This window comes from Lederbergia citrea (genome assembly GCF_018343525.1).
Taxonomy (GTDB): Bacteria; Bacillota; Bacilli; order Bacillales; family Bacillaceae_C; genus Lederbergia; species Lederbergia citrea.
In genome coordinates this window covers 1,459,988-1,478,572 of sequence record NZ_JAGYPH010000001.1, presented here as the reverse complement: position 1 = coordinate 1,478,572, position 18,585 = coordinate 1,459,988, and the positions used below count along the sequence as shown (strand labels likewise).

The 18,585-nt window shown below is 38.2% G+C and carries 18 protein-coding genes and 2 pseudogenes; 13 read left to right on the top strand and 7 right to left on the bottom strand.

Annotated elements, in window-relative coordinates; translation table 11 throughout:
• Positions 1–63: 63 nt before the first annotated feature.
• Positions 64–1,317: an L-lactate MFS transporter gene (locus KHA88_RS07660; protein WP_213121755.1), complete on the bottom strand. Its 1,254-nt coding sequence runs from the start codon at positions 1,315–1,317 to the stop codon at positions 64–66.
• Positions 1,318–1,662: 345 nt separating this feature from the next.
• Between KHA88_RS07660 and KHA88_RS07655 the strand changes: the two genes are divergently transcribed.
• Positions 1,663–2,115 carry a general stress protein gene (locus KHA88_RS07655; protein ID WP_213096482.1) on the top strand — a complete coding sequence of 151 codons (453 nt, stop codon included), beginning with the start codon at positions 1,663–1,665 and terminating at the stop codon, positions 2,113–2,115.
• A 272-nt stretch (positions 2,116–2,387) separates the two neighbouring features.
• Here the strand turns inward: KHA88_RS07655 and KHA88_RS20955 are convergent.
• Both KHA88_RS20955 and KHA88_RS07650 read right to left on the bottom strand, forming a co-directional pair.
• Positions 2,388–2,618: pseudogene (locus tag KHA88_RS20955) on the bottom strand (transposase); the annotation flags it as partial.
• A gap of 13 nt (positions 2,619–2,631) precedes the next feature.
• Positions 2,632–2,955, bottom strand: a pseudogene (locus KHA88_RS07650) (transposase); the annotation flags it as partial.
• 390 nt (positions 2,956–3,345) lie between these two features.
• On the opposite strand from KHA88_RS07650, the gene KHA88_RS07645 reads away from it, so the two are divergent.
• Positions 3,346–4,203 (top strand): CvfB family protein, encoded by an 858-nt coding sequence (locus tag KHA88_RS07645; RefSeq protein ID WP_213121690.1) that lies wholly within the window; start codon positions 3,346–3,348, stop codon positions 4,201–4,203.
• Between the two features lie 57 nt (positions 4,204–4,260).
• On the opposite strand, the gene mgtE is transcribed toward KHA88_RS07645, so the two are convergent.
• Positions 4,261–5,622, bottom strand: a complete 1,362-nt coding sequence (gene mgtE / locus KHA88_RS07640) for a magnesium transporter (RefSeq protein WP_213096484.1) — start codon at positions 5,620–5,622, stop codon at positions 4,261–4,263.
• Between the two features lie 211 nt (positions 5,623–5,833).
• Between mgtE and KHA88_RS07635 the strand changes: the two genes are divergently transcribed.
• From KHA88_RS07635 to KHA88_RS07610, 6 genes are all read left to right on the top strand, one after another.
• Positions 5,834–6,184 (top strand): lmo0954 family membrane protein, encoded by a 351-nt coding sequence (locus KHA88_RS07635; protein ID WP_213096485.1) that lies wholly within the window; start codon positions 5,834–5,836, stop codon positions 6,182–6,184.
• Between the two features lie 17 nt (positions 6,185–6,201).
• Positions 6,202–6,870 carry a PspA/IM30 family protein gene (locus KHA88_RS07630; RefSeq protein WP_213121689.1) on the top strand — a complete coding sequence of 223 codons (669 nt, stop codon included), beginning with the start codon at positions 6,202–6,204 and terminating at the stop codon, positions 6,868–6,870.
• 123 nt (positions 6,871–6,993) lie between these two features.
• Positions 6,994–7,710, top strand: a complete 717-nt coding sequence (liaF, locus tag KHA88_RS07625) for a cell wall-active antibiotics response protein LiaF (protein WP_213121688.1) — start codon at positions 6,994–6,996, stop codon at positions 7,708–7,710.
• Positions 7,707–8,756, top strand: a complete 1,050-nt coding sequence (locus KHA88_RS07620; RefSeq protein WP_213121687.1) for a sensor histidine kinase — start codon at positions 7,707–7,709, stop codon at positions 8,754–8,756. Before liaF ends, KHA88_RS07620 begins: the two co-directional genes overlap by 4 nt.
• The gene (locus KHA88_RS07615; protein WP_213096489.1) at positions 8,749–9,384 is read left to right on the top strand and encodes a response regulator; all 636 of its coding nucleotides are present in this window, start codon (positions 8,749–8,751) and stop codon (positions 9,382–9,384) included. Before KHA88_RS07620 ends, KHA88_RS07615 begins: the two co-directional genes overlap by 8 nt.
• Positions 9,385–9,465: 81 nt before the next feature.
• On the top strand, positions 9,466–10,125 hold the full coding sequence (locus KHA88_RS07610) for a potassium channel family protein (RefSeq protein WP_213096490.1): 660 nt from the start codon (positions 9,466–9,468) through the stop codon (positions 10,123–10,125).
• A gap of 43 nt (positions 10,126–10,168) precedes the next feature.
• Here the strand turns inward: KHA88_RS07610 and rnjA are convergent, their stop codons facing one another.
• A complete protein-coding gene (rnjA, locus tag KHA88_RS07605; protein WP_213096491.1) occupies positions 10,169–11,836 on the bottom strand; it encodes a ribonuclease J1 in 1,668 nt (555 codons plus the stop codon).
• A gap of 3 nt (positions 11,837–11,839) precedes the next feature.
• Positions 11,840–12,052, bottom strand: coding sequence for a DNA-dependent RNA polymerase subunit epsilon (locus KHA88_RS07600; protein WP_213096492.1), 213 nt, complete (start codon positions 12,050–12,052; stop codon positions 11,840–11,842).
• A 390-nt stretch (positions 12,053–12,442) separates the two neighbouring features.
• Between KHA88_RS07600 and KHA88_RS07595 the strand changes: the two genes are divergently transcribed.
• Positions 12,443–13,240 carry a Cof-type HAD-IIB family hydrolase gene (locus KHA88_RS07595; protein WP_213096493.1) on the top strand — a complete coding sequence of 266 codons (798 nt, stop codon included), beginning with the start codon at positions 12,443–12,445 and terminating at the stop codon, positions 13,238–13,240.
• Between the two features lie 34 nt (positions 13,241–13,274).
• Here the strand turns inward: KHA88_RS07595 and def are convergent, their stop codons facing one another.
• Positions 13,275–13,829, bottom strand: a complete 555-nt coding sequence (gene def / locus KHA88_RS07590; RefSeq protein ID WP_213096494.1) for a peptide deformylase — start codon at positions 13,827–13,829, stop codon at positions 13,275–13,277.
• 163 nt (positions 13,830–13,992) lie between these two features.
• Between def and KHA88_RS07585 the strand changes: the two genes are divergently transcribed.
• The 4 genes from KHA88_RS07585 (at position 13,993) to KHA88_RS07570 (ending at position 18,584) form a co-directional block, all read left to right on the top strand.
• Positions 13,993–14,643 (top strand): YkyA family protein, encoded by a 651-nt coding sequence (locus KHA88_RS07585; protein WP_213096495.1) that lies wholly within the window; start codon positions 13,993–13,995, stop codon positions 14,641–14,643.
• Between the two features lie 445 nt (positions 14,644–15,088).
• Positions 15,089–16,204 carry a pyruvate dehydrogenase (acetyl-transferring) E1 component subunit alpha gene (gene pdhA, locus KHA88_RS07580; RefSeq protein ID WP_213096496.1) on the top strand — a complete coding sequence of 372 codons (1,116 nt, stop codon included), beginning with the start codon at positions 15,089–15,091 and terminating at the stop codon, positions 16,202–16,204.
• Between the two features lie 3 nt (positions 16,205–16,207).
• Positions 16,208–17,185: an alpha-ketoacid dehydrogenase subunit beta gene (locus KHA88_RS07575; protein ID WP_213096497.1), complete on the top strand. Its 978-nt coding sequence runs from the start codon at positions 16,208–16,210 to the stop codon at positions 17,183–17,185.
• Positions 17,186–17,234: 49 nt separating this feature from the next.
• Positions 17,235–18,584, top strand: a complete 1,350-nt coding sequence (locus KHA88_RS07570; protein WP_213096498.1) for a dihydrolipoamide acetyltransferase family protein — start codon at positions 17,235–17,237, stop codon at positions 18,582–18,584.
• Position 18,585: the final 1 nt, after the last annotated feature.

The window sequence follows — 18,585 nt, the reverse complement described above, 5'->3', positions numbered from 1 at the left end:
TACTATAAGCTTTTACTATTAGTCTATCATGATTGTATAAGATCACAAGAGCGGAATGTAATCTTAGGCTAATCTTACTGGCTTATTTGCTACAGAGCTTTCCTTTTTCACCTTTTTAATCTCCAGCCTGATAGCAAGGGAGACGACAAGAGCAATTACAAACAAGCCGGAGAAAAACATGAGACTATTTGCGTAGCTTCCTGTTGCATCCTTCATCCATGCTGCAAACATCGGACCAGCAAGTCCAGCAGCAGCCCAAGCGGTTAAAATATATCCATGGATAGCGCCTAGTTGCTTAGTTCCAAATAAATCTCCGATATAGGCCGGAATGGCAGAAAATCCGCCACCATAACATGTATAAATGATTGCTAGCATGATATAAAATAAAATTGGAATCGTTGTGAATGGTAATAATGCAAATAGAATAATTTGCATTGCAAAAAACGTTGTGTACGTATTTGGACGTCCAAGATAGTCAGATGCTGATGCCCATCCAATTCTTCCAAAACCGTTAAACAAACCCAAAACTCCTACAAGAGCTGCAGCCTCAGCAGTACTTAATCCGATGCTTTCTTGGGCAAGGGGCTTGGCTGCGGATAGTATCGCAATCCCACATGTCACATTGATAAAGAGCATAATCCATAGATAATAGAAACGCGGTGTCTTAATCGCCTCATTAGCTGTTAATTGTGACAGGTCTGTTGCTACCTTGCCCGCTTTTACTTTTTCTTTAAAGCCTTTAGGTGCCCAATCAACAGGTGGCTTTTCCAAGTATAGAGATGACACAGTCATCACAATAAAATAAGCGGCACCAAGAATGAAAAATGTATTTGCAATACCGACGGACTTAATTAATGAATCCATGATTGGACTGCTTATGGCAGCTGCAAAGCCAAAGCCCATAATTGCTAGACCTGTCGCGAATCCCCTACGGTCGGGGAACCACTTTACAAGAGTCGAGACAGGGGCTATATAGCCAACTCCCAAACCAATTCCTCCAAGTACTCCGTAACATATATAAAGTAATGGTAGCGATTCCAATTTAACTGCGAATCCGGATCCAAAAACTCCAATGCCGAAGAAAGTAGCTGCAAGTAATCCTGCTTTACGAGGACCGTGTTTTTCTACAAAGTGACCTAAAAATGCTGCGGATAAACCTAGAAATAAAATCGCTAAACTGAATGTGAGCTGAACCTGGCTTGCAGACCATTGAAATTCGTCCATCAGCGGGGTAGTGAAGTTGCTCCACGCATATACCGACCCGATAGAGATGTGAATTCCGACCGCTGAAGTAACAATAAGCCAGCGGTTTTTAATCTTTCCGTTCAAATAAATCCCTCCCACTTACTTTTATTATAAATCGACAATTTTACAAAGGAGAACCTCAGTAGAAAGTACCGACTTATTGGACATTCAAAACTCACCAATATAACCGAATTTTTTGTCTTTTGTAATAATGGAAAATTCCTCCATATAGTAACATGTTTGAAGAATAAAAGTAAATATTAATTTTGTTAAAATATAGCAACTACAAACTAACAATTGGAAACTACTTTATGATTTCTAATAAACAAAGGGTACGAAAAATGAACGTGTATAAGTTTACAAGAATAGTAGAATGGGTAAATTCTAACTAGTGGTAGAAAAAAGGAGGGCATTACTTTGAGTGAAAGACATGTAATTGGATACTATGATACTGAACAAGAAGCTGTAAATGCAATTGAGCAATTGAAAAGAGAAGGCTATCGTACAGAAGATATTTCTGTAATCAGTAAAAACCGTGAAGATGTAGACCATATTACGGAAGAAACAGATACAAAGGCTGCTGAAGGAGCGGCAACTGGTGTAGCAACCGGAGGAGCGCTCGGTGGATTAGGCGGAGTTCTCGCCGGCCTTGGAGCACTAGCGATTCCAGGAATTGGACCTGTTATTGCAGCGGGGCCAGTTATTGCAGGGCTAACCGGAGCTGCAGCTGGCGCTGGAATAGGCGGTCTTGCTGGAGCATTAATTGGAATGGGTATTCCAGAAGAAGATGCCCATCGCTATAATGATTATGTGAATGAAGGTAAAATTCTCGTGCTTGTGGATAAAGAAACCAGAGGCCCAGTCCTGTAATAAAAGAAACGAACCCCCTATATGGCTAGGGGGTTTCAGATTGTCGATAAAGGGTATATTTCTCGGCAATTTTTCATTAATTGATGGTCTCTACTAACCGGCCTGTTGATTTCCGCTCCGGGCACTCGCTTTCCGCGGGGAGGCCCGGGAGCCTCCTCGGCGCTTTGGCGCCTGCGGGGTCTCCCGTGACCTCTTGATCCCACAGGAGTCGAGTGCCCTCCGCTCCAATCAACAGGGATGCGGACCAACATAAGTATTGCAACACACTTTTTCTAACCTGCTAAGTGTGTTGCAATCTTTTTTATATTTTGACAGTCTGCAGCAAGGAGAGCCTGTTCACTTACATTCTTCAATTCCCGTAACTGGCAGTAGCGAATCCCATGCAGCTCTTTTGGGCCTGCGAAGCTTCGCTCAATTTTTTCCTATCTAAATTTATAAAGCATTTTTCCCGATTTAGATAAGCGATTTAACCTGACAATTTCCTTGTGCTCCTCACATACATTAAGGATCCGTAGTGATTTGTTTTTTATCAAAGGTAGTGAAATGAGGCACTCCTGTATGAAAACTGAAACCTAAAAACCAACGATAAGCCATATTGCTTTCAATTTCTTTAATTGTTTGACGCATCGAGCGAATTCCGAATACATACTGAATAAACGTCATCTTAATTAAAACAACGGAATCTATACTACGCCGTCCCAATAAGGAATAAAGGTCTTCGACCAACGGGTAAATGAAGTTGAAATCAATTGCAGCGTCCAATTTGCGAACTAAATGGTCTGGTGGAACAAGTTGTTCAATTGTAAGGATTTTTTTTGGTTTCTTGTCATCATTTTCCATCACCTCAAGGTTAGGCTTACTTTCCATTATAAAAATGAATGAGTATATAGAAAAGTAAAACGTAGAATTTTATTGGTTTGGAGAAGCGTCCGCTCGACTCCTGCGGGACCTGCGAGACAGCCGAGACCCTGCAGGAGCGTAGCGACGAAGCGGCTCGGCGCTCGCCCCGCGGAAAGCGAGCGGTAAGCTTCGGAAAACCCACTCTACCCCTATATAAAAAGACTGTAAACAACTCGTTTATTCGAGTTTGTCTACAGTCTGGAACCCCATATTAACTAGGGGGTTTTTTCAATTAAAATGAAGGATTTCTTGTTATTATGTGCTAACTCCTGGACATGCTATAATTAGTTTTATTAAAGGATTGATTTTTTGAAAGCAGGGGATTGAAAGATGGAAGCTGGTACAGTTGCAACACTCCGGGTTGTAAGGGAAGCACCATTCGGATTTTTTTTAACAGATGAGTATGAAGATGTGCTATTACATCACACCGAAATAGCCGATGATATGGATATTGAACTTGATCAAGATGTCGAGGTATTCTTATATCAGGATCACGAGGGGCGGCTTTCAGCAACATTTACAATACCGACAGTCCAAATCGGAAAATATGATTGGGTTGAGGTTGTTGAGATAAAAAAAGGTCTCGGAGTATTCGTCAATATTGGGTTAAGGAAAGATATTCTTGTTTCAATGGATGATTTGCCTGAGTTGTTTCATTTATGGCCCAATGTAGGAGATCGACTTTATTGTTCATTAAAAACGGATAGTAAAAATAGGTTATTCGGTAAGCTAGGCACGGAAGAAGTGATGAGGGAGCTGGCTGTTCCCGGCGATCGCAGCAAATTCAATAAAAACGTAAGTGGACATGTTTATCGACTTCTGCTTGCAGGCTCATTTATTATTACCGACGAGGGGTTTATGGGGTTCATTCATGAATCACAGCGCGGTGAAGAACCTCGCTTAGGTCAAAAAGTAGAAGGGCGAATAATCGATATTAAAGAAGACGGAACAGTTAACGTCTCTTTATTGCCGCGTAGCTACGAGCAAATCGATACGGACGCCGATAAAATTTATGAATATATTCTTAGCAGGGGCGGTTCTATGCCGTACGGAGATAAAAGCCTGCCAGACGAGATAAAAAAACGGTTTAATCTAAGTAAGGGTGCATTTAAGCGAGCAATTGGAAAACTAATGAAAGAAGAAAAAGTCACCCAAAAAGATGGATGGACACATATAAAGGAAAAGTAATTAAATTTTTCACGAAAAAACAAGGGGCGAGTAATAAACCGTCCCTTGTTTTTGTGTTTATTGAATTAACTTATTTAAAAACCAAGAAGCGATTGTAAAGTAAGTAATTAAAGAAAAAATATCATTTACTGTTGTAATCAATGGTCCCGAAGCCACTGCAGGATCAAGTTTAAATTTATATAAAATAAGAGGAATGACTGTACCTGCCATAGTCCCCAATATTAAAGTCAACAGAAGAGAGCCACCAACAACGACTCCTAAATAAACATTTCCTTGCCAGATGAAAGCGATGATAGAAATGAGGAATCCACATGTAACGCCAATCATTAAACTTACCCAAAATTCTCGTAAAAGTAATTTAAACACCGTTTTAGAATCTATATCTTTTTCAGCAAGCCCACGAACGACTACTGCCAATGATTGTGTACCGGTATTTCCTGTCATTCCGGCGATTAAAGGCATAAAAAATGCTAATGCGACAACTTTTTCCAATGTTGCTTCAAAATTTGAAATGATGCTTCCGGAAACAAGGCCAATAAATAAAAGAATAATAAGCCACGGAAGTCTGCGTATTGCAGCTGTGAACGGTTTGGTGTCAAAATCAATTTCTTTGCTTGTAGCTGATAGTTTAGTGTAATCATCGCTCGTTTCATGAATAATAATTTCAACCATATCATCAAACGTAATCATACCCACAAGTACACCATCGTCGTTTGTAACAGGAAGGGCTGAAAAGTCATAATGCTTAAGAAGACGTAGAATTTCAGCTCGTTTTGTAGAAACAGTAACACCAATTACTTGTTTTAGCATGATATTATTTAAAATTTCACTCCGGTCAGCAAGAATTAAGTCTCTGTAGGAAACTAATCCTATTAACTTACCGAGATCATCAACGATATATAAATGATTAATACTTTCAGAATAAAGTGCCAATGTTTTAATCTTTTCGATCGCTTCTGCTACAGATAAAAATGCACTAATTGAAATATAACGGTTTGTCATTAAGCTACCTGCTGAATCAACCGGATATTCGATCATCTTTTTTATATAACTTGCATCGTTCTCTTCCATTTCTGCAAGAAATACTTCCAAATCTGCTTTCGGATATTTTCTAAGTAGCGTGTTAAGAACCGATGTATCAAGTAAAGCTAATATTTTATTTGCTTTTTCAGGTCCAACTTTACTTAAAAGTTCAAGTTGATGTGTTTGATTTAACTTTTGCATCATACTTGCTAAGGTAGACTCCTCGAGATGATGGAGCAAAGCTGCCCGATGGCGTTCAGGAAGACTTTGAAAAATTGCAGCCATATCAAAAGGACGCTTTTTTTCAAATATTTCATTCATCTCTTCATATTGCTCAGATTTTAGTTTTTCTATGACCAGTAAGGTCTCTTCTTCGTCTATTTTTTTTGTAATCAAAAGTTGCACTTCCTCTCAAGACATCATTGCAGGAATAAAGACATTAGTTTAAACCCCGTATATATTTAAACCCCGTTTGTCACCATTTCAAACATAGACGAAAAAACAATATCAGTCTCAGGACCTAGATAAAAATCAAGCTCAGGCTGGTTAAGCATTTAAAGATATTCCTTTAAAGTTAAGGCATAGGAAATGAAGGGAGGAAAACAAAATGAAAAAGTTTTTACTAATTACGGCTGCTGTAATTTTGGCCATCATTGCACTGTCTAGCCTTGGCCACATTATTGGGATGGCAATCAGTCTACTGATTGTGTATTATTCCCTGAAACAATTTTTGAAAACAGAATCGACATTATGGAAGGTGGTATGGGCGTTAATCGGCTTAATCGGTTTTTCCGGATTATTGGGCAGTTTACCGGCTATAGCAGGTATTGCTGCAGTTTACATTCTTTACACCGGATATAAAAACTGGAACAAAGAAGATGTAGCAGCCCCTAGCCAAGATGATGACCCTTTTTCTGGCTTTGATCGCCAATGGAATGAACTAGAAAATACTAAATAACAAGGAGAGAAAGAATGATGAATAATTTATTAGAGAAAATAAAACAATCAATTGCTGCAGATTTTAATGAAGTAACAACAACTCATAAAGAAAGAAAACAAAATCCAATTTCACTTTTAAACAAATATGTCCGCGAAAGTGAAGGTGAAGTAGAGAAGGCTGCAAAATTAATCGAAAGACAAAGAATGTTAAAAAATGAGTTAAATAAAGAAATGAAGCTTGCCCAAACTTTGGCAGATAAGCGAAAGGAACAAGGAAGATTGGCAATAGCGGCTGGTGCTGATGAACTAGCTGAAATCGCCTTGCACTATCAAGCACAAGCTGAGCAACAAGTGGAACGGCTTCAGCGCTCCTATGAAACAGCATTACAGCAGTTATCCGACTTAGAAATGAAGTTTGAAGAAATGAAATTAAAAGTTAAAGATATGCATATTAAGAGGCTTGAACTGATGGGAAGGGAAAATGTTCTATCGATGAAAGAAAAAATGAATAAAATCCTTGACGAGTCGGAATTTGGTAACGCCGCTGAGAACTTTGAAAACATTGAAACGACGATGAAACAGCAAGAAACAAATATGGATGATAAATATGAAATCACGGTATTTGACGCGAAAATTCAACAACTGGCAAAAGAAATAAATAATGAAGAAAAACTAAAGGCAGCTAATGAAAACGTGATACAATAAGGTTTAAAGAAAGGCGTAAATATTATGCCTTTCTTTCCTCTATTATTGAAAAAAAGCGCAAGCACACTAGTTGCCAGGACGACACATATACAATAATTCATCTAAGGAAGGAGGGGAAGAAACATGAAAAAAATGAGCAAAACGAGCTTAATCGGCTGGTTTATGTTAATTACTGCAATTGGAATGGGCTTAGAAATCCTTCTTAATTGGCGGTTGTTTATTCCCCTATTGATTGGTTGTTTTCTCATTTACAAAGGAAAAAGTTCAAGTAAAAATCGAAATGTATACTTAATTATTGGGCTTTCTTTGCTAGCCATCCCTATTCTATCATCTGCCTTTTTAAAATTCTTTATCTTTGCGGCTGTGATTTACGGACTTATAGAATACTCCAAATCTAAGAAGCAAGCCCAGAAAATTATTGTAGAAACGATCGAACCGGAACCAAAATCATCTCAAATAAAAAAGAAACGGCCATTTATTAAAAATATGTTTGTCGGTAGCCAAAGAGTAGTGAATGAAGTATTCGAATGGGATGATATCAACATTCAGTGCGGATTTGGTGACACAGTCATCGATTTGGGCATGACCATGCTTCCACAAGGAGAAAGTGTAGTTGTTATTAGAAACTTGGTTGGAAACATTCAATTACTCGTTCCTTTTGATGCGTCAGTCGTAATCAATCATTCGTCTATAAGTGGAAAACTAAAAGTGTTTAATGATGAAACTGAATTATTCAATTCTAATATTATTTATTATCCCGACAGTGGACAACAAACACTTCGAACAATAAAAATTATTACGAATGTTTTAGTTGGCAATGTTGAGGTGAAGCGAATATGAGAATCCATAAAACCTTCTCTATGTATTTTGCTTTGACGGCCCTCATTTCGTCTTTATTTGTGGGAGCTTCGTTATTGTTCCTTATCGATGCTAACTGGTATGATGCTTTATTACAGAAAAAAATATTCTTGATCCCGAGCGGAATTTTTATTTTGTTAGCATGTGTTTTATTCGGTGCTGTAACAGGGTGGATCATTGGAGCGGCAGTTCATCATAAAAGTGAAGAAATCGGAGCAAGTCTATTAGAAATAGAACGAGGGAATTATGAGATTGATTTGTTCGGATTAAAACAGAAAGATGACTTATTAACGATTTGGCAAAGAATAGAAGGGATTTCCAAGCGCTTTAAAGAACAGACAAAGGTATACCAAAACCTCGCCAACGAACGAGTGGAGTGGAATAACCAATTAAAAGAGGAAGTGCTGACGAAAGAAAGAAATAGACTTGCGCGTGAACTGCATGATTCCGTTAGCCAACAATTATTTGCAGCAACAATGTTACTGTCAGCAGTCAATCAAAATCCTGATCCTTCAAGTGAAACAGCCATAAAGCAACGCAAGCTTGTCGAAGACATAATAAATGAAGCACAAACTGAAATGAGGGCATTATTATTACACTTACGACCCATTCAGCTGGAGGGAAAAAGCTTAAAAATAGGTATTGAGGAAGTCTTGTCTGAACTCACTTCTAAACTCCCTCTGGATGTCATATGGAATATTCAGGATGTCAAATTAGATAAAGGAGTAGAGGATCATTTATTTCGGATTGTTCAAGAGGCTGTTTCAAATACTTTAAGGCATGCTAAAGCTAGTTTACTAGAAGTTACTTTGAAGCAGATTAATCAAGTAGTATTTTTGAAAATAATGGATAATGGCCAAGGTTTTGATGTCAATCACTATAAAACAGGTTCTTACGGATTGACTAATATTAAAGAGCGGGCATCTGAAATCGGTGGAAGCGCTAAATTGATTAGTATTATGGGAAAAGGATCAAATATCGAAGTGAAAGTACCAATCTTATTGAAAAAGGATGAGGATGATGATTAGGGTACTCTTAGTGGATGATCATGAAATGGTAAGAATTGGTGTTTCAGCGTATTTATCTGTGCAATCGGATATAGAAGTTATTGGGGAGGCGAGTGACGGTGCTAAAGGGGCGGAAATGGCGCTATCACTTCTTCCTGATATTATCTTAATGGATCTCGTCATGGACGTGATGGACGGTATAGAAGCAACGAAATTAATTTTAAAAGAATGGCCTGAAGCTAAGATTATCATCGTAACAAGTTTTTTGGATGACAATAAGGTCATTCCTGCACTGGAAGCAGGAGCAGCCAGCTACATATTAAAAACTTCTAAAGCTAATGAAATTGCAGATGCAATTAGGGCAACCCACAAAGGACAATCTGTCCTGGAGCCTGAGGTAACTGGAAAAATGATGGCCAGAATGAAAGAAAAAAAATTGCCGATTTTACATGAACAATTAACGAACAGGGAACATGAGATTCTTTTACTCATTGCTGAGGGAAAGACGAATCAGGAAATAGCCGATCAGTTATTCATTGGATTAAAGACAGTGAAGACACATGTGAGCAATATATTAAGCAAACTCGAAATACAGGATCGTACTCAAGCGGCAATATATGCTTTTAAAAATCAACTTGTGAAAAAATAGCCATGTTGATTCTTTTGCCGACTTCCACCAGTCGAGTAGCTATGCTAAAATAGCATCAATCGTAAGAGTGGGGGAATAGTTTTGAAAAAACAATTTGCAGTCATTGGACTCGGGCGTTTCGGCGGGAGCATTTGTCGGGCGTTATCCGAACAAGGGATGGAAGTATTGGCGATGGATAAAAATGAAGATCGCGTTAATGAATTCGCTTCAATTGCCACACACGCTGTTATTGCCGATACAACAGATGAAAATGTTCTGAAAAATTTAGGTGTAAGAAATTTTGACCATGTTATCGTAGCAATTGGGGAGGACATCCAATCAAGCATTTTGACGACCCTTATGTTAAAAGAGGTAGGTGTAAAACACATAACCGTAAAAGCACAAAATGATTACCACGAAAAGGTGCTTCGAAAAATCGGTGCCGATCACGTTGTACACCCCGAAAGAGACATGGGAAGAAGAATTGCCCATTATATTGTTTCTAACAATGTTCTCGACTATTTAGAATTATCAGATGAATACAGCATTGTGGAAATTAAGGTAAATGAGCTACTTGATGGCCATTCACTTATTGATTTGGATGTCCGCGCCAAATACGGCTTGAACATAGTGGCAATCAAACGAGGTAGGGAAATCATCGTGACTCCTCCTGCGGAAGATCCGCTACAGAAAGAAGATATCCTAATCATCATTGGCGCGGACTCAGATATAAATCGGTTCGAGAAAAAAGTAATGGAATAAAAATAATGGAGCTACCCGATTATACGGATAGCTCCATTATTTTTTATACTTCCATAATAATCGGTAAGATCATTGGTCGGCGTTTTGTTCTTTCATAAAGGAATGGGGTCAATGTATCAGTAATTTCATTTTTGATTTCTGACCATTGTGTTGTTTTGCGGTCCATGATTTTGTTTAAGTGTTTCCCAATCATTTTTTGTGCTTCATTGATCAAGTCACCTGATTCTCGCATATACACAAATCCACGAGAAATAATATCTGGCCCTGCCGAAATTTTATATTGATCCATATCGATTGAAACAACGACGATTACTAAGCCTTCTTCAGATAGAATTCTTCGGTCACGCAAAACGATGTTTCCGATATCTCCAATTCCACTACCATCTATATAGACAGAACCGGAAGGGATTTTTCCTGCAACTTCTGCTGAATGATCACTAAGAGCAAGCACTTCGCCATTATCCATGATAAAACAATTCTCTTCAGGCACTTCACAATCGATTGCTAATCGTGCATGCATCTTTTGCATCCTAAATTCACCATGGATTGGCATGAAGAATTTAGGCTTCATAAGGCGTAGCATCAGCTTTTGTTCTTCTTGACCTCCATGCCCTGAAGTATGGATATTGTTCAAAGAACCAGCAATTACATCAGCGCCCGCTCTATATAATAAGTTAATCGTTCTATTTACGCTGATCGTATTTCCTGGAATCGGCGAGGAAGAAAAGACAACTGTATCACCTGGTTGAATTTGGATTTGTCGATGAGTCCCATTAGCAATTCTTGATAATGCAGCCATTGGCTCACCTTGACTTCCAGTACATAGAATAGTCACTTTATTAGCAGGAAGACGATTCAATTGCTGAGTAGTAATAAAAGTATCTTTCGGCGCGCGAATATAGCCAAGCTCTTGACCAATTTCAATAGCTGCATCCATACTTCGACCGAAAACAGCAACTTTTCGTCCATTAGCTACTGCTGCATCTGTAACCTGTTGCAAGCGATGAATATTCGAGGCGAATGTAGCAAAGATCACTCGTCCATCGACTTTACGAAAAATATCATCAATACTATCACCAACACGTCTTTCAGACATTGTAAAATGAGGAACTTCAGCATTTGTACTATCAGAAAGCAGGCACAGTACTCCTTCTTTACCGATTTCAGCCATCTTTGTTAAATTAGCCGGTTCTCCAACTGGCGTGAAATCAAATTTGAAATCGCCCGTATGCACAATATTACCAGGTGGTGTTTTCACGACAATTCCATACGAATCCGGGATACTGTGTGTTGTACGGAAAAATCCAACAGATGTTTTTCTGAATTTAATAATGTCATCTTCATTAATTTCATGAAATTTCGTTTGGCGTAAAAGCCCATGTTCTTCCAATTTATTTTTAATAAGGCCTGTCGCCAGCTTTCCAGCATAAATCGGAATATTAATTTGGCGAAGTAAGTAAGGGATCCCGCCAATATGGTCTTCGTGACCATGTGTAACGAATAAACCCTTTATCTTGTCTACATTTTTGACTAAGTAAGTATAGTCGGGAATAACATAATCAATCCCAAGTAATTCATCTTCAGGAAATTTAATTCCCGCATCAATTAAAATAATTTCATCTTGAAATTGTACGCCGTAAGTATTTTTGCCGATTTCACCTAAACCGCCCAAGGCGAAAACTGCTGTTTGGTCATTTTTTACAAATTTCATTTGTTATACATTCTCCTGTAGTTTAAAATTTTCACTTTGTTTTTCATAATCAAGGTGTGAGCCTTCCAATAACTGAACCAATTCTATATTGTATGGGCGGTCTTTCAATTTGTAACGGACGGCACGCTCATTTTCTGCTTCGATATACAATGTTTTTGTTTTTTCGCGAACTGGCATTTCAATCTCACTATCTTGGTAATATACTTTATAGATCATCATCATTCTCCTAACTCCGTTGTAATAGTGTATTTGATAATATTAAAATTGGCAGGCTATTTCAATTAATAAAGAATAAGCCCTCCGAATAAAACAGAGGGGCCTGAAGGAAAGCAATTGATTCTTACGCAATTGTTTTTTTTCTAAGCAAATCTTTCCACTGTTTTAAGAGCTTTTTACGTAGCTTCTTTAACATTGTGGATCACTCCTTATACTCTATTTTAACCGATACTTGACTAAAGTAAAAGCAACTTAGCCGTAGAAGTCTGCTTTTTGTGCATCTTTTTTGTTTTTATTATATGCTTTGTTCATAGTATCTATCATGGACAATAGCTGGAAAAGCGAATGTTACCATATTTACTCATTGAAATTAACGTTAGGAGAGAAAAAATGAAGAAAATTGTTTTTTTTGATATTGATGGAACATTGCTAGACGATGATAAAAATCTCCCTGTTTCAACTAAAGAGGCAATCAAAACATTGCAAAAGAACGGAATCTATACTGCAATCGCAACTGGCCGTGCTCCCTTTATGGTCACGAAATTACTTCAAGAGCTAAATATGGAATCATACGTATCCTTTAATGGACAATATGTTGTATTTGGAAACGAGGTTGTCTATACAAACCCTTTATGTTCAATTAATCTAAAAAAGCTAGCAAAAGAAGCATCGATCCATAATCACCATCTAGTTTATATGAACGAATCAACTTTAAAGTCGAATGTTAAATATGATCACCGCATAAAAGAAAGTCTCGAAAGCTTGAAAATGGTTCATCCAGAACATGACCCAATGTTTTATGAAAAGACCGAAATTTATCAGACTTTGTTGTTTGCAAAAGAAGGAGAAGATGAATATTTAGAAGCATTCGAGGACGATTTCACTTTTATAAGGTGGCATGAGGATGCGCTAGATGTTGTTCCAAAGGGTGGCTCCAAAGCTGAAGGGATTAAAAAATTAATTGCACGTCTAGGCTTCAATATGAAAGATGTTTATGCATTTGGAGACGGATTGAATGATATTGAGATGCTTAAGACTGTCGGTACAGGTGTGGCGATGGGAAATGCACTTAAGGCGGTTAAAATGTATGCGGATTATGTAACAACCAATGTTGAGAATGACGGGATAGTGAATGGATTAAAAGCGGTTGGCCTATTATCAGATACCTTTGAAACGATTAATCAGTGAAGTAAAAGATAAAAATCCGGGAAGACCCGGATTTTTATCTTTCCACTGGAATAGCGTTTTCGGGAAGCTTAAATGGATTGTCCTTATCAATATGATCATAGAACATCACTCCATTTAAATGATCTAGCTCATGCTGAAATGCAATTGCAGGGAGACCGCGTAAGCGAAGTTTTACCTCTCCGGCATCTATGTCAAATGCTTTTATAGTAATCCTAGCATGACGAAGTACATATCCAGGAACATTCCGGTCAACGGACAAGCACCCTTCTCCCGTAGTTAAGTACGATTTTTCTACTGAATGACTGATGATTTTTGGATTAATTAATGAGTAGTGAAATTTATTTCCTTGGTCATCCTTAAGGCGAATAGCAAACATTCTTTTCGAAATATTAATTTGCGGCGCTGCGAGCCCAACTCCAGGCCGCAATCCGTATTTTTCGCTTATTTCGGCATCTTGACTGTTAATTAAGTATTCCTGCATTCTTTTTAAGGTGTTTATATCATCTTGTAAAGGAGGCATTTGTACTTCTTGTGCCACCTCCCTTAATACTGGGTGGCCTTCACGGACGATGTCTTTCATCAGAATCATATTTATCACTCCTATATGTACGAATATATAAAAATTAGTGTATCAAATTGAAAGTAAAAGCGGTATAAATAAATATTATTTCAAAAAATCTTTATAAACTTGCTTGTTGTCAAAAACATCATATCTCGGTATAGTATGATTGGAAAGAGTTAGGAGGAATTCGATGAATAAATTACATATTTTCGTTATGGTTTTCGTATTTTCTTTCATTATATCAGGTTGTGCATCTCCAGAGGAGAGTATATACGAGACTGTGGAAGCAACTGCTGTAAAAGAAGAAAATTTTGATAAACAGCAAGAGCCGCTAGCAGAGCTAGAAGCAGCAGAGAAATCCTTGTTTGATAAAATTATGGCTTTAGGGATGAAAGAGTTCGATCAAATTACAAAGCTTGCTGATGAAGCTTTAGTAAATCTAGACAAAAGAGAAGAATTTATGAAAAAGGAAAAAGAATCACTTGATGCGTCAAAAGAAGAATTAAACAAAGCTACTGAAGAAATTAATAAAATTAAAGATAACGAATTAAAAAAGCAAGCTGAAGAAATGCAACAATTAATGAATAATCGTTATAAAACCCATGAACAATTATATTCAGCATATTTGTCTGGATTATCTGAGGACAGAAAAATTTATCAATTGATAAAAGATAAGAATTTGAAAATGGAAGATTTAACTGACCAAATTGAAAAAGCCAATCAAGCTTATGAAAGTGTATTTGAATTAAATAGCCAGTTTAATGAGCAAACTGAAAAGTTGAATGAGGCTAAAATAAAATTTTATAAAAATGCTGGGATTAATATAGAAAAATCAAGCTGAAGATCAAAAACGACGGCAACAAACGTAAAAAACAGAAAACGGCAAATTATGCTGTTTTCTGTTTTTTATTTTTTAAAACTAAATCTAATGTATAACAGATAAATAAATTATTTTGTTTATAAAACAGAGTTGGCCGTTTAGTTAGTACAGTATTGAATTAACAATCGAATATATCAAACGTATTTCGACTATCAAAGCAAATTCATTGACGAGTACACTGTTTTCATGTACTCTAAAGTGTGAAAAACATTGTATTATATTTTTTTGTAAAAAGATTAGTACAGTTTTTTTTTCGGAATAGGAAAGTTTTTCTGTTTTTCTTAATGGAAAATGTGGAAAACCTATATTAATGTGAAAACCGGAACATCTATAGTCCTGGAATTAAAGGGCAATCTATATATGTCCGTCATCAAATAATAGGAAATAGAAAGGATAGGTGGCTTCAATGGCTTCTAAAACAAAGAAGGCACAATTCGACGCGGTTAAAACGCTCGAAAATATTGAAAACCAATTTACAATGGTTCAAGTTTTGAATGAAAAAGGGGAAATTGTTAATGGCGCTTCTGTTCCTGAGTTGTCAGATGAGCAACTAGAAGAATTGATGCGTCGCATGGTATATACAAGAATTCTTGACCAACGCAGCATCTCTCTTAATCGCCAAGGCCGTTTAGGTTTCTATGCACCAACTGCAGGCCAGGAAGCTTCTCAAATTGCTTCTCACTTTGCACTTGAAGAAGAAGACTTTGTTCTTCCGGGATACAGAGACGTTCCTCAAATTGTTTGGCATGGTTTGCCACTTTATCAAGCGTTCTTGTGGTCTCGCGGACACTTCAAGGGAATGCAAATACCAGAAGGGGTAAATATCACACCGCCGCAAATCATTATTGGGGCTCAAATTATTCAAGCAACAGGGGTTGCACTTGGATTTAAAAAGCGCGATAAAAAAGCGGTCGCTATTACATATACAGGCGACGGTGGATCTTCACAAGGGGATTTCTACGAAGGAATTAACTTTGCCGGAGCATTTGGAGCGCCAGCTATTTTTATTGTTCAAAATAACCAGTTTGCTATCTCAACACCTCGTGAACTCCAAACTGCTGGTGCAACGATCGCACAAAAAGCCGTATCTGCTGGAATTCCGGGAGTTCTTGTCGATGGTATGGATCCACTTGCGGTATATGCAGTTGTTAAAGAAGCTCGTGAACGTGCAATTAATGGCGGAGGTCCAACATTGATTGAAACAATGTGCTACCGTTATGGTCCACATACAATGGCTGGAGATGATCCAACTCGCTATCGTACATCAGATGAAGATAATGAATGGGAAAAGAAAGATCCATTAGTTCGATTCCGTACGTACCTAGAAGGTAAAGGGATTTGGAACGAAGACAAAGAAAATGCTGTAATTGAACAAGCGAAAGAAGATATTCAAAAAGCAATTAAAGAAGCTGATGCAACGCCAAAACAAAAAGTAACTGATTTAATTTCGAATATGTTCGAAAAACTTCCAGTTAATTTGGAAGAACAATATGAAATTTATAAAGAGAAGGAGTCGAAGTAAGCCATGGCGCAAATGACTATGATTCAAGCTATCACTGATGCGCTTCGTACGGAATTGCGCAATGATGAAAATGTTCTTGTTTTCGGTGAGGACGTAGGGGTAAATGGCGGGGTTTTCCGCGCAACAGAGGGATTGCAAAAAGAGTTTGGAGAAGAACGTGTTTTTGATACTCCACTTGCGGAATCAGCAATCGGCGGTCTTGCCGTTGGGTTAAGTACTCAAGGGTTCCGTTCGGTTCCAGAGATTCAGTTTTTTGGATTTGTGTATGAGGTAATCGACTCTATTAGCGGACAAGCTGCACGCTGGAGATACCGAACAGGCAATACAATGAACACTCCAATTACAATTCGTTCACCATTTGGTGGTGGGGTATTTACACCTGAAATGCATGCTGATAGTTTAGAGGGACTAATGGCACAACAACCAGGTTTAAAGGTTGTTATTCCATCAACTCCTTACGATGCAAAGGGATTATTGATATCTGCTATTCGGGACAATGACCCTGTTATTTTTCTCGAGCATATGAAATTATACCGCTCATTCCGTCAGGAAGTACCTGAAGAGGAGTATACAATTCCTCTTGGAAAAGCTGATGTTAAACGTGAGGGTAACGATTTGACGATTGTTACTTATGGAGCGATGGTTCATGAGTCAATCAAAGCTGCTGAGGAACTAGAAAAAGAAGGTCATTCTGTAGAGGTTATCGACCTGCGAACAGTTAGTCCGATAGACATTGAAACAATCATTGCATCTATTGAAAAAACAAATCGTGCAATTGTAGTACAGGAAGCACAAAAGCAAGCGGGCGTTGCAGCGAATGTTGTAGCTGAAATTAACGACCGTGCAATTCTTAGCTTAGAAGCACCAGTATTGCGAGTAACTGCTCCGGATACAGTTTATCCATTTGCCCAAGCAGAGCCAGTATGGCTTCCTAACCACAAAGATATTATGGAAACAGCAAAGAAAGTTCTTGAATTTTAATACAACATGATAAAAGCAATGAAAATTGTCATACAGGAGGTAGAATGAATTGTCATTTCAATTTAAAATGCCTGATATAGGTGAAGGAATCCATGAAGGTGACATCGTCAAATGGTTTATTAAACCAGGTGACAAAATAGAAGAAGACGACACGCTTTGCGAAGTACAAAACGACAAAGCTGTTGTTGAACTGCCGTCTCCAGTAGCGGGTACAGTTGAAAAAATCCATGTCGAAGAGGGAACAACTGCTACCGTTGGTGATGTACTGATCACATTTGACGCACCAGGATACGAACACTTACAGTCCGAAGATGATGGGGCAGATGCGGAAACAGAAGCAAATGTTCAGTCAACGGCAGAAGCAGGTCAAGAAATTCAAAAAGAAGAAGCGAAGCAGGATGATCAAGCTGGAAGCACAGGTGCTGGAGCACAGCCAGCAGTTGAAGAAGCAGAAGTTGATCCTAATAAACTAATCGTAGCCATGCCTTCCGTAAGAAAATATTCTCGTGAAAAAGGCGTGAATATTCGAAGTGTATCCGGTACAGGTAAAAATGGACGGGTCCTTAAAGAAGATATTGATGCATTCTTAAGCGGCGGTCAAAAGACAGCGGAAGCAGCTGAACAAGTACAAACGGCACCTGCTGCACAAGCGGAAGAAACTAAAGCCGCAGCAGCACCAGTAATCCCAGAGGGCGAATATCCAGAAACTCGCGAGAAAATGAGTGGTATCCGTAAAGCAATTGCTAAAGCAATGGTAAATTCTAAACATACTGCACCACACGTAACGCTTATGGATGAAGTGGAAGTGTCCGCGCTTGTTGCACACCGGAAAAAGTTCAAAGAAGTAGCAGCAGAAAAAAATATTAAGCTGACATTCCTTCCATATATTGTGAAGGCACTTGTGAGTGCTATGCGTGAGTTCCCTATTCTCAATACTTCAATTGATGATGCAACTGATGAAATCATTCAAAAGCATTATTACAATATCGGAATTGCTGCAGATACGGAAAAAGGCTTATTAGTACCTGTTGTCAAACGTGCGGATACAAAATCTGTATTTGCGATTTCACAAGAAATTAATGAGCTTGGAGCTAAAGCACGCGATGGCAAGCTTGCACCAAACGAAATGAAAGGTGCTTCATGCACAATTTCAAATATCGGTTCAGCAGGCGGACAATGGTTTACTCCGGTCATTAACCATCCTGAAGTTGCGATTTTAGGCGTGGGTCGTATCGCTGAAAAACCTGTAGTGAAAAATGGTGAAATTGTAGCTGCTCCTGTGTTAGCATTGTCATTGAGCTTTGATCACCGTGCGATTGACGGTGCAAGTGCCCAAATGGCGCTAAACCAAATTAAGCGACTATTGAATGACCCTGAACTTTTATTAATGGAGGCGTAAA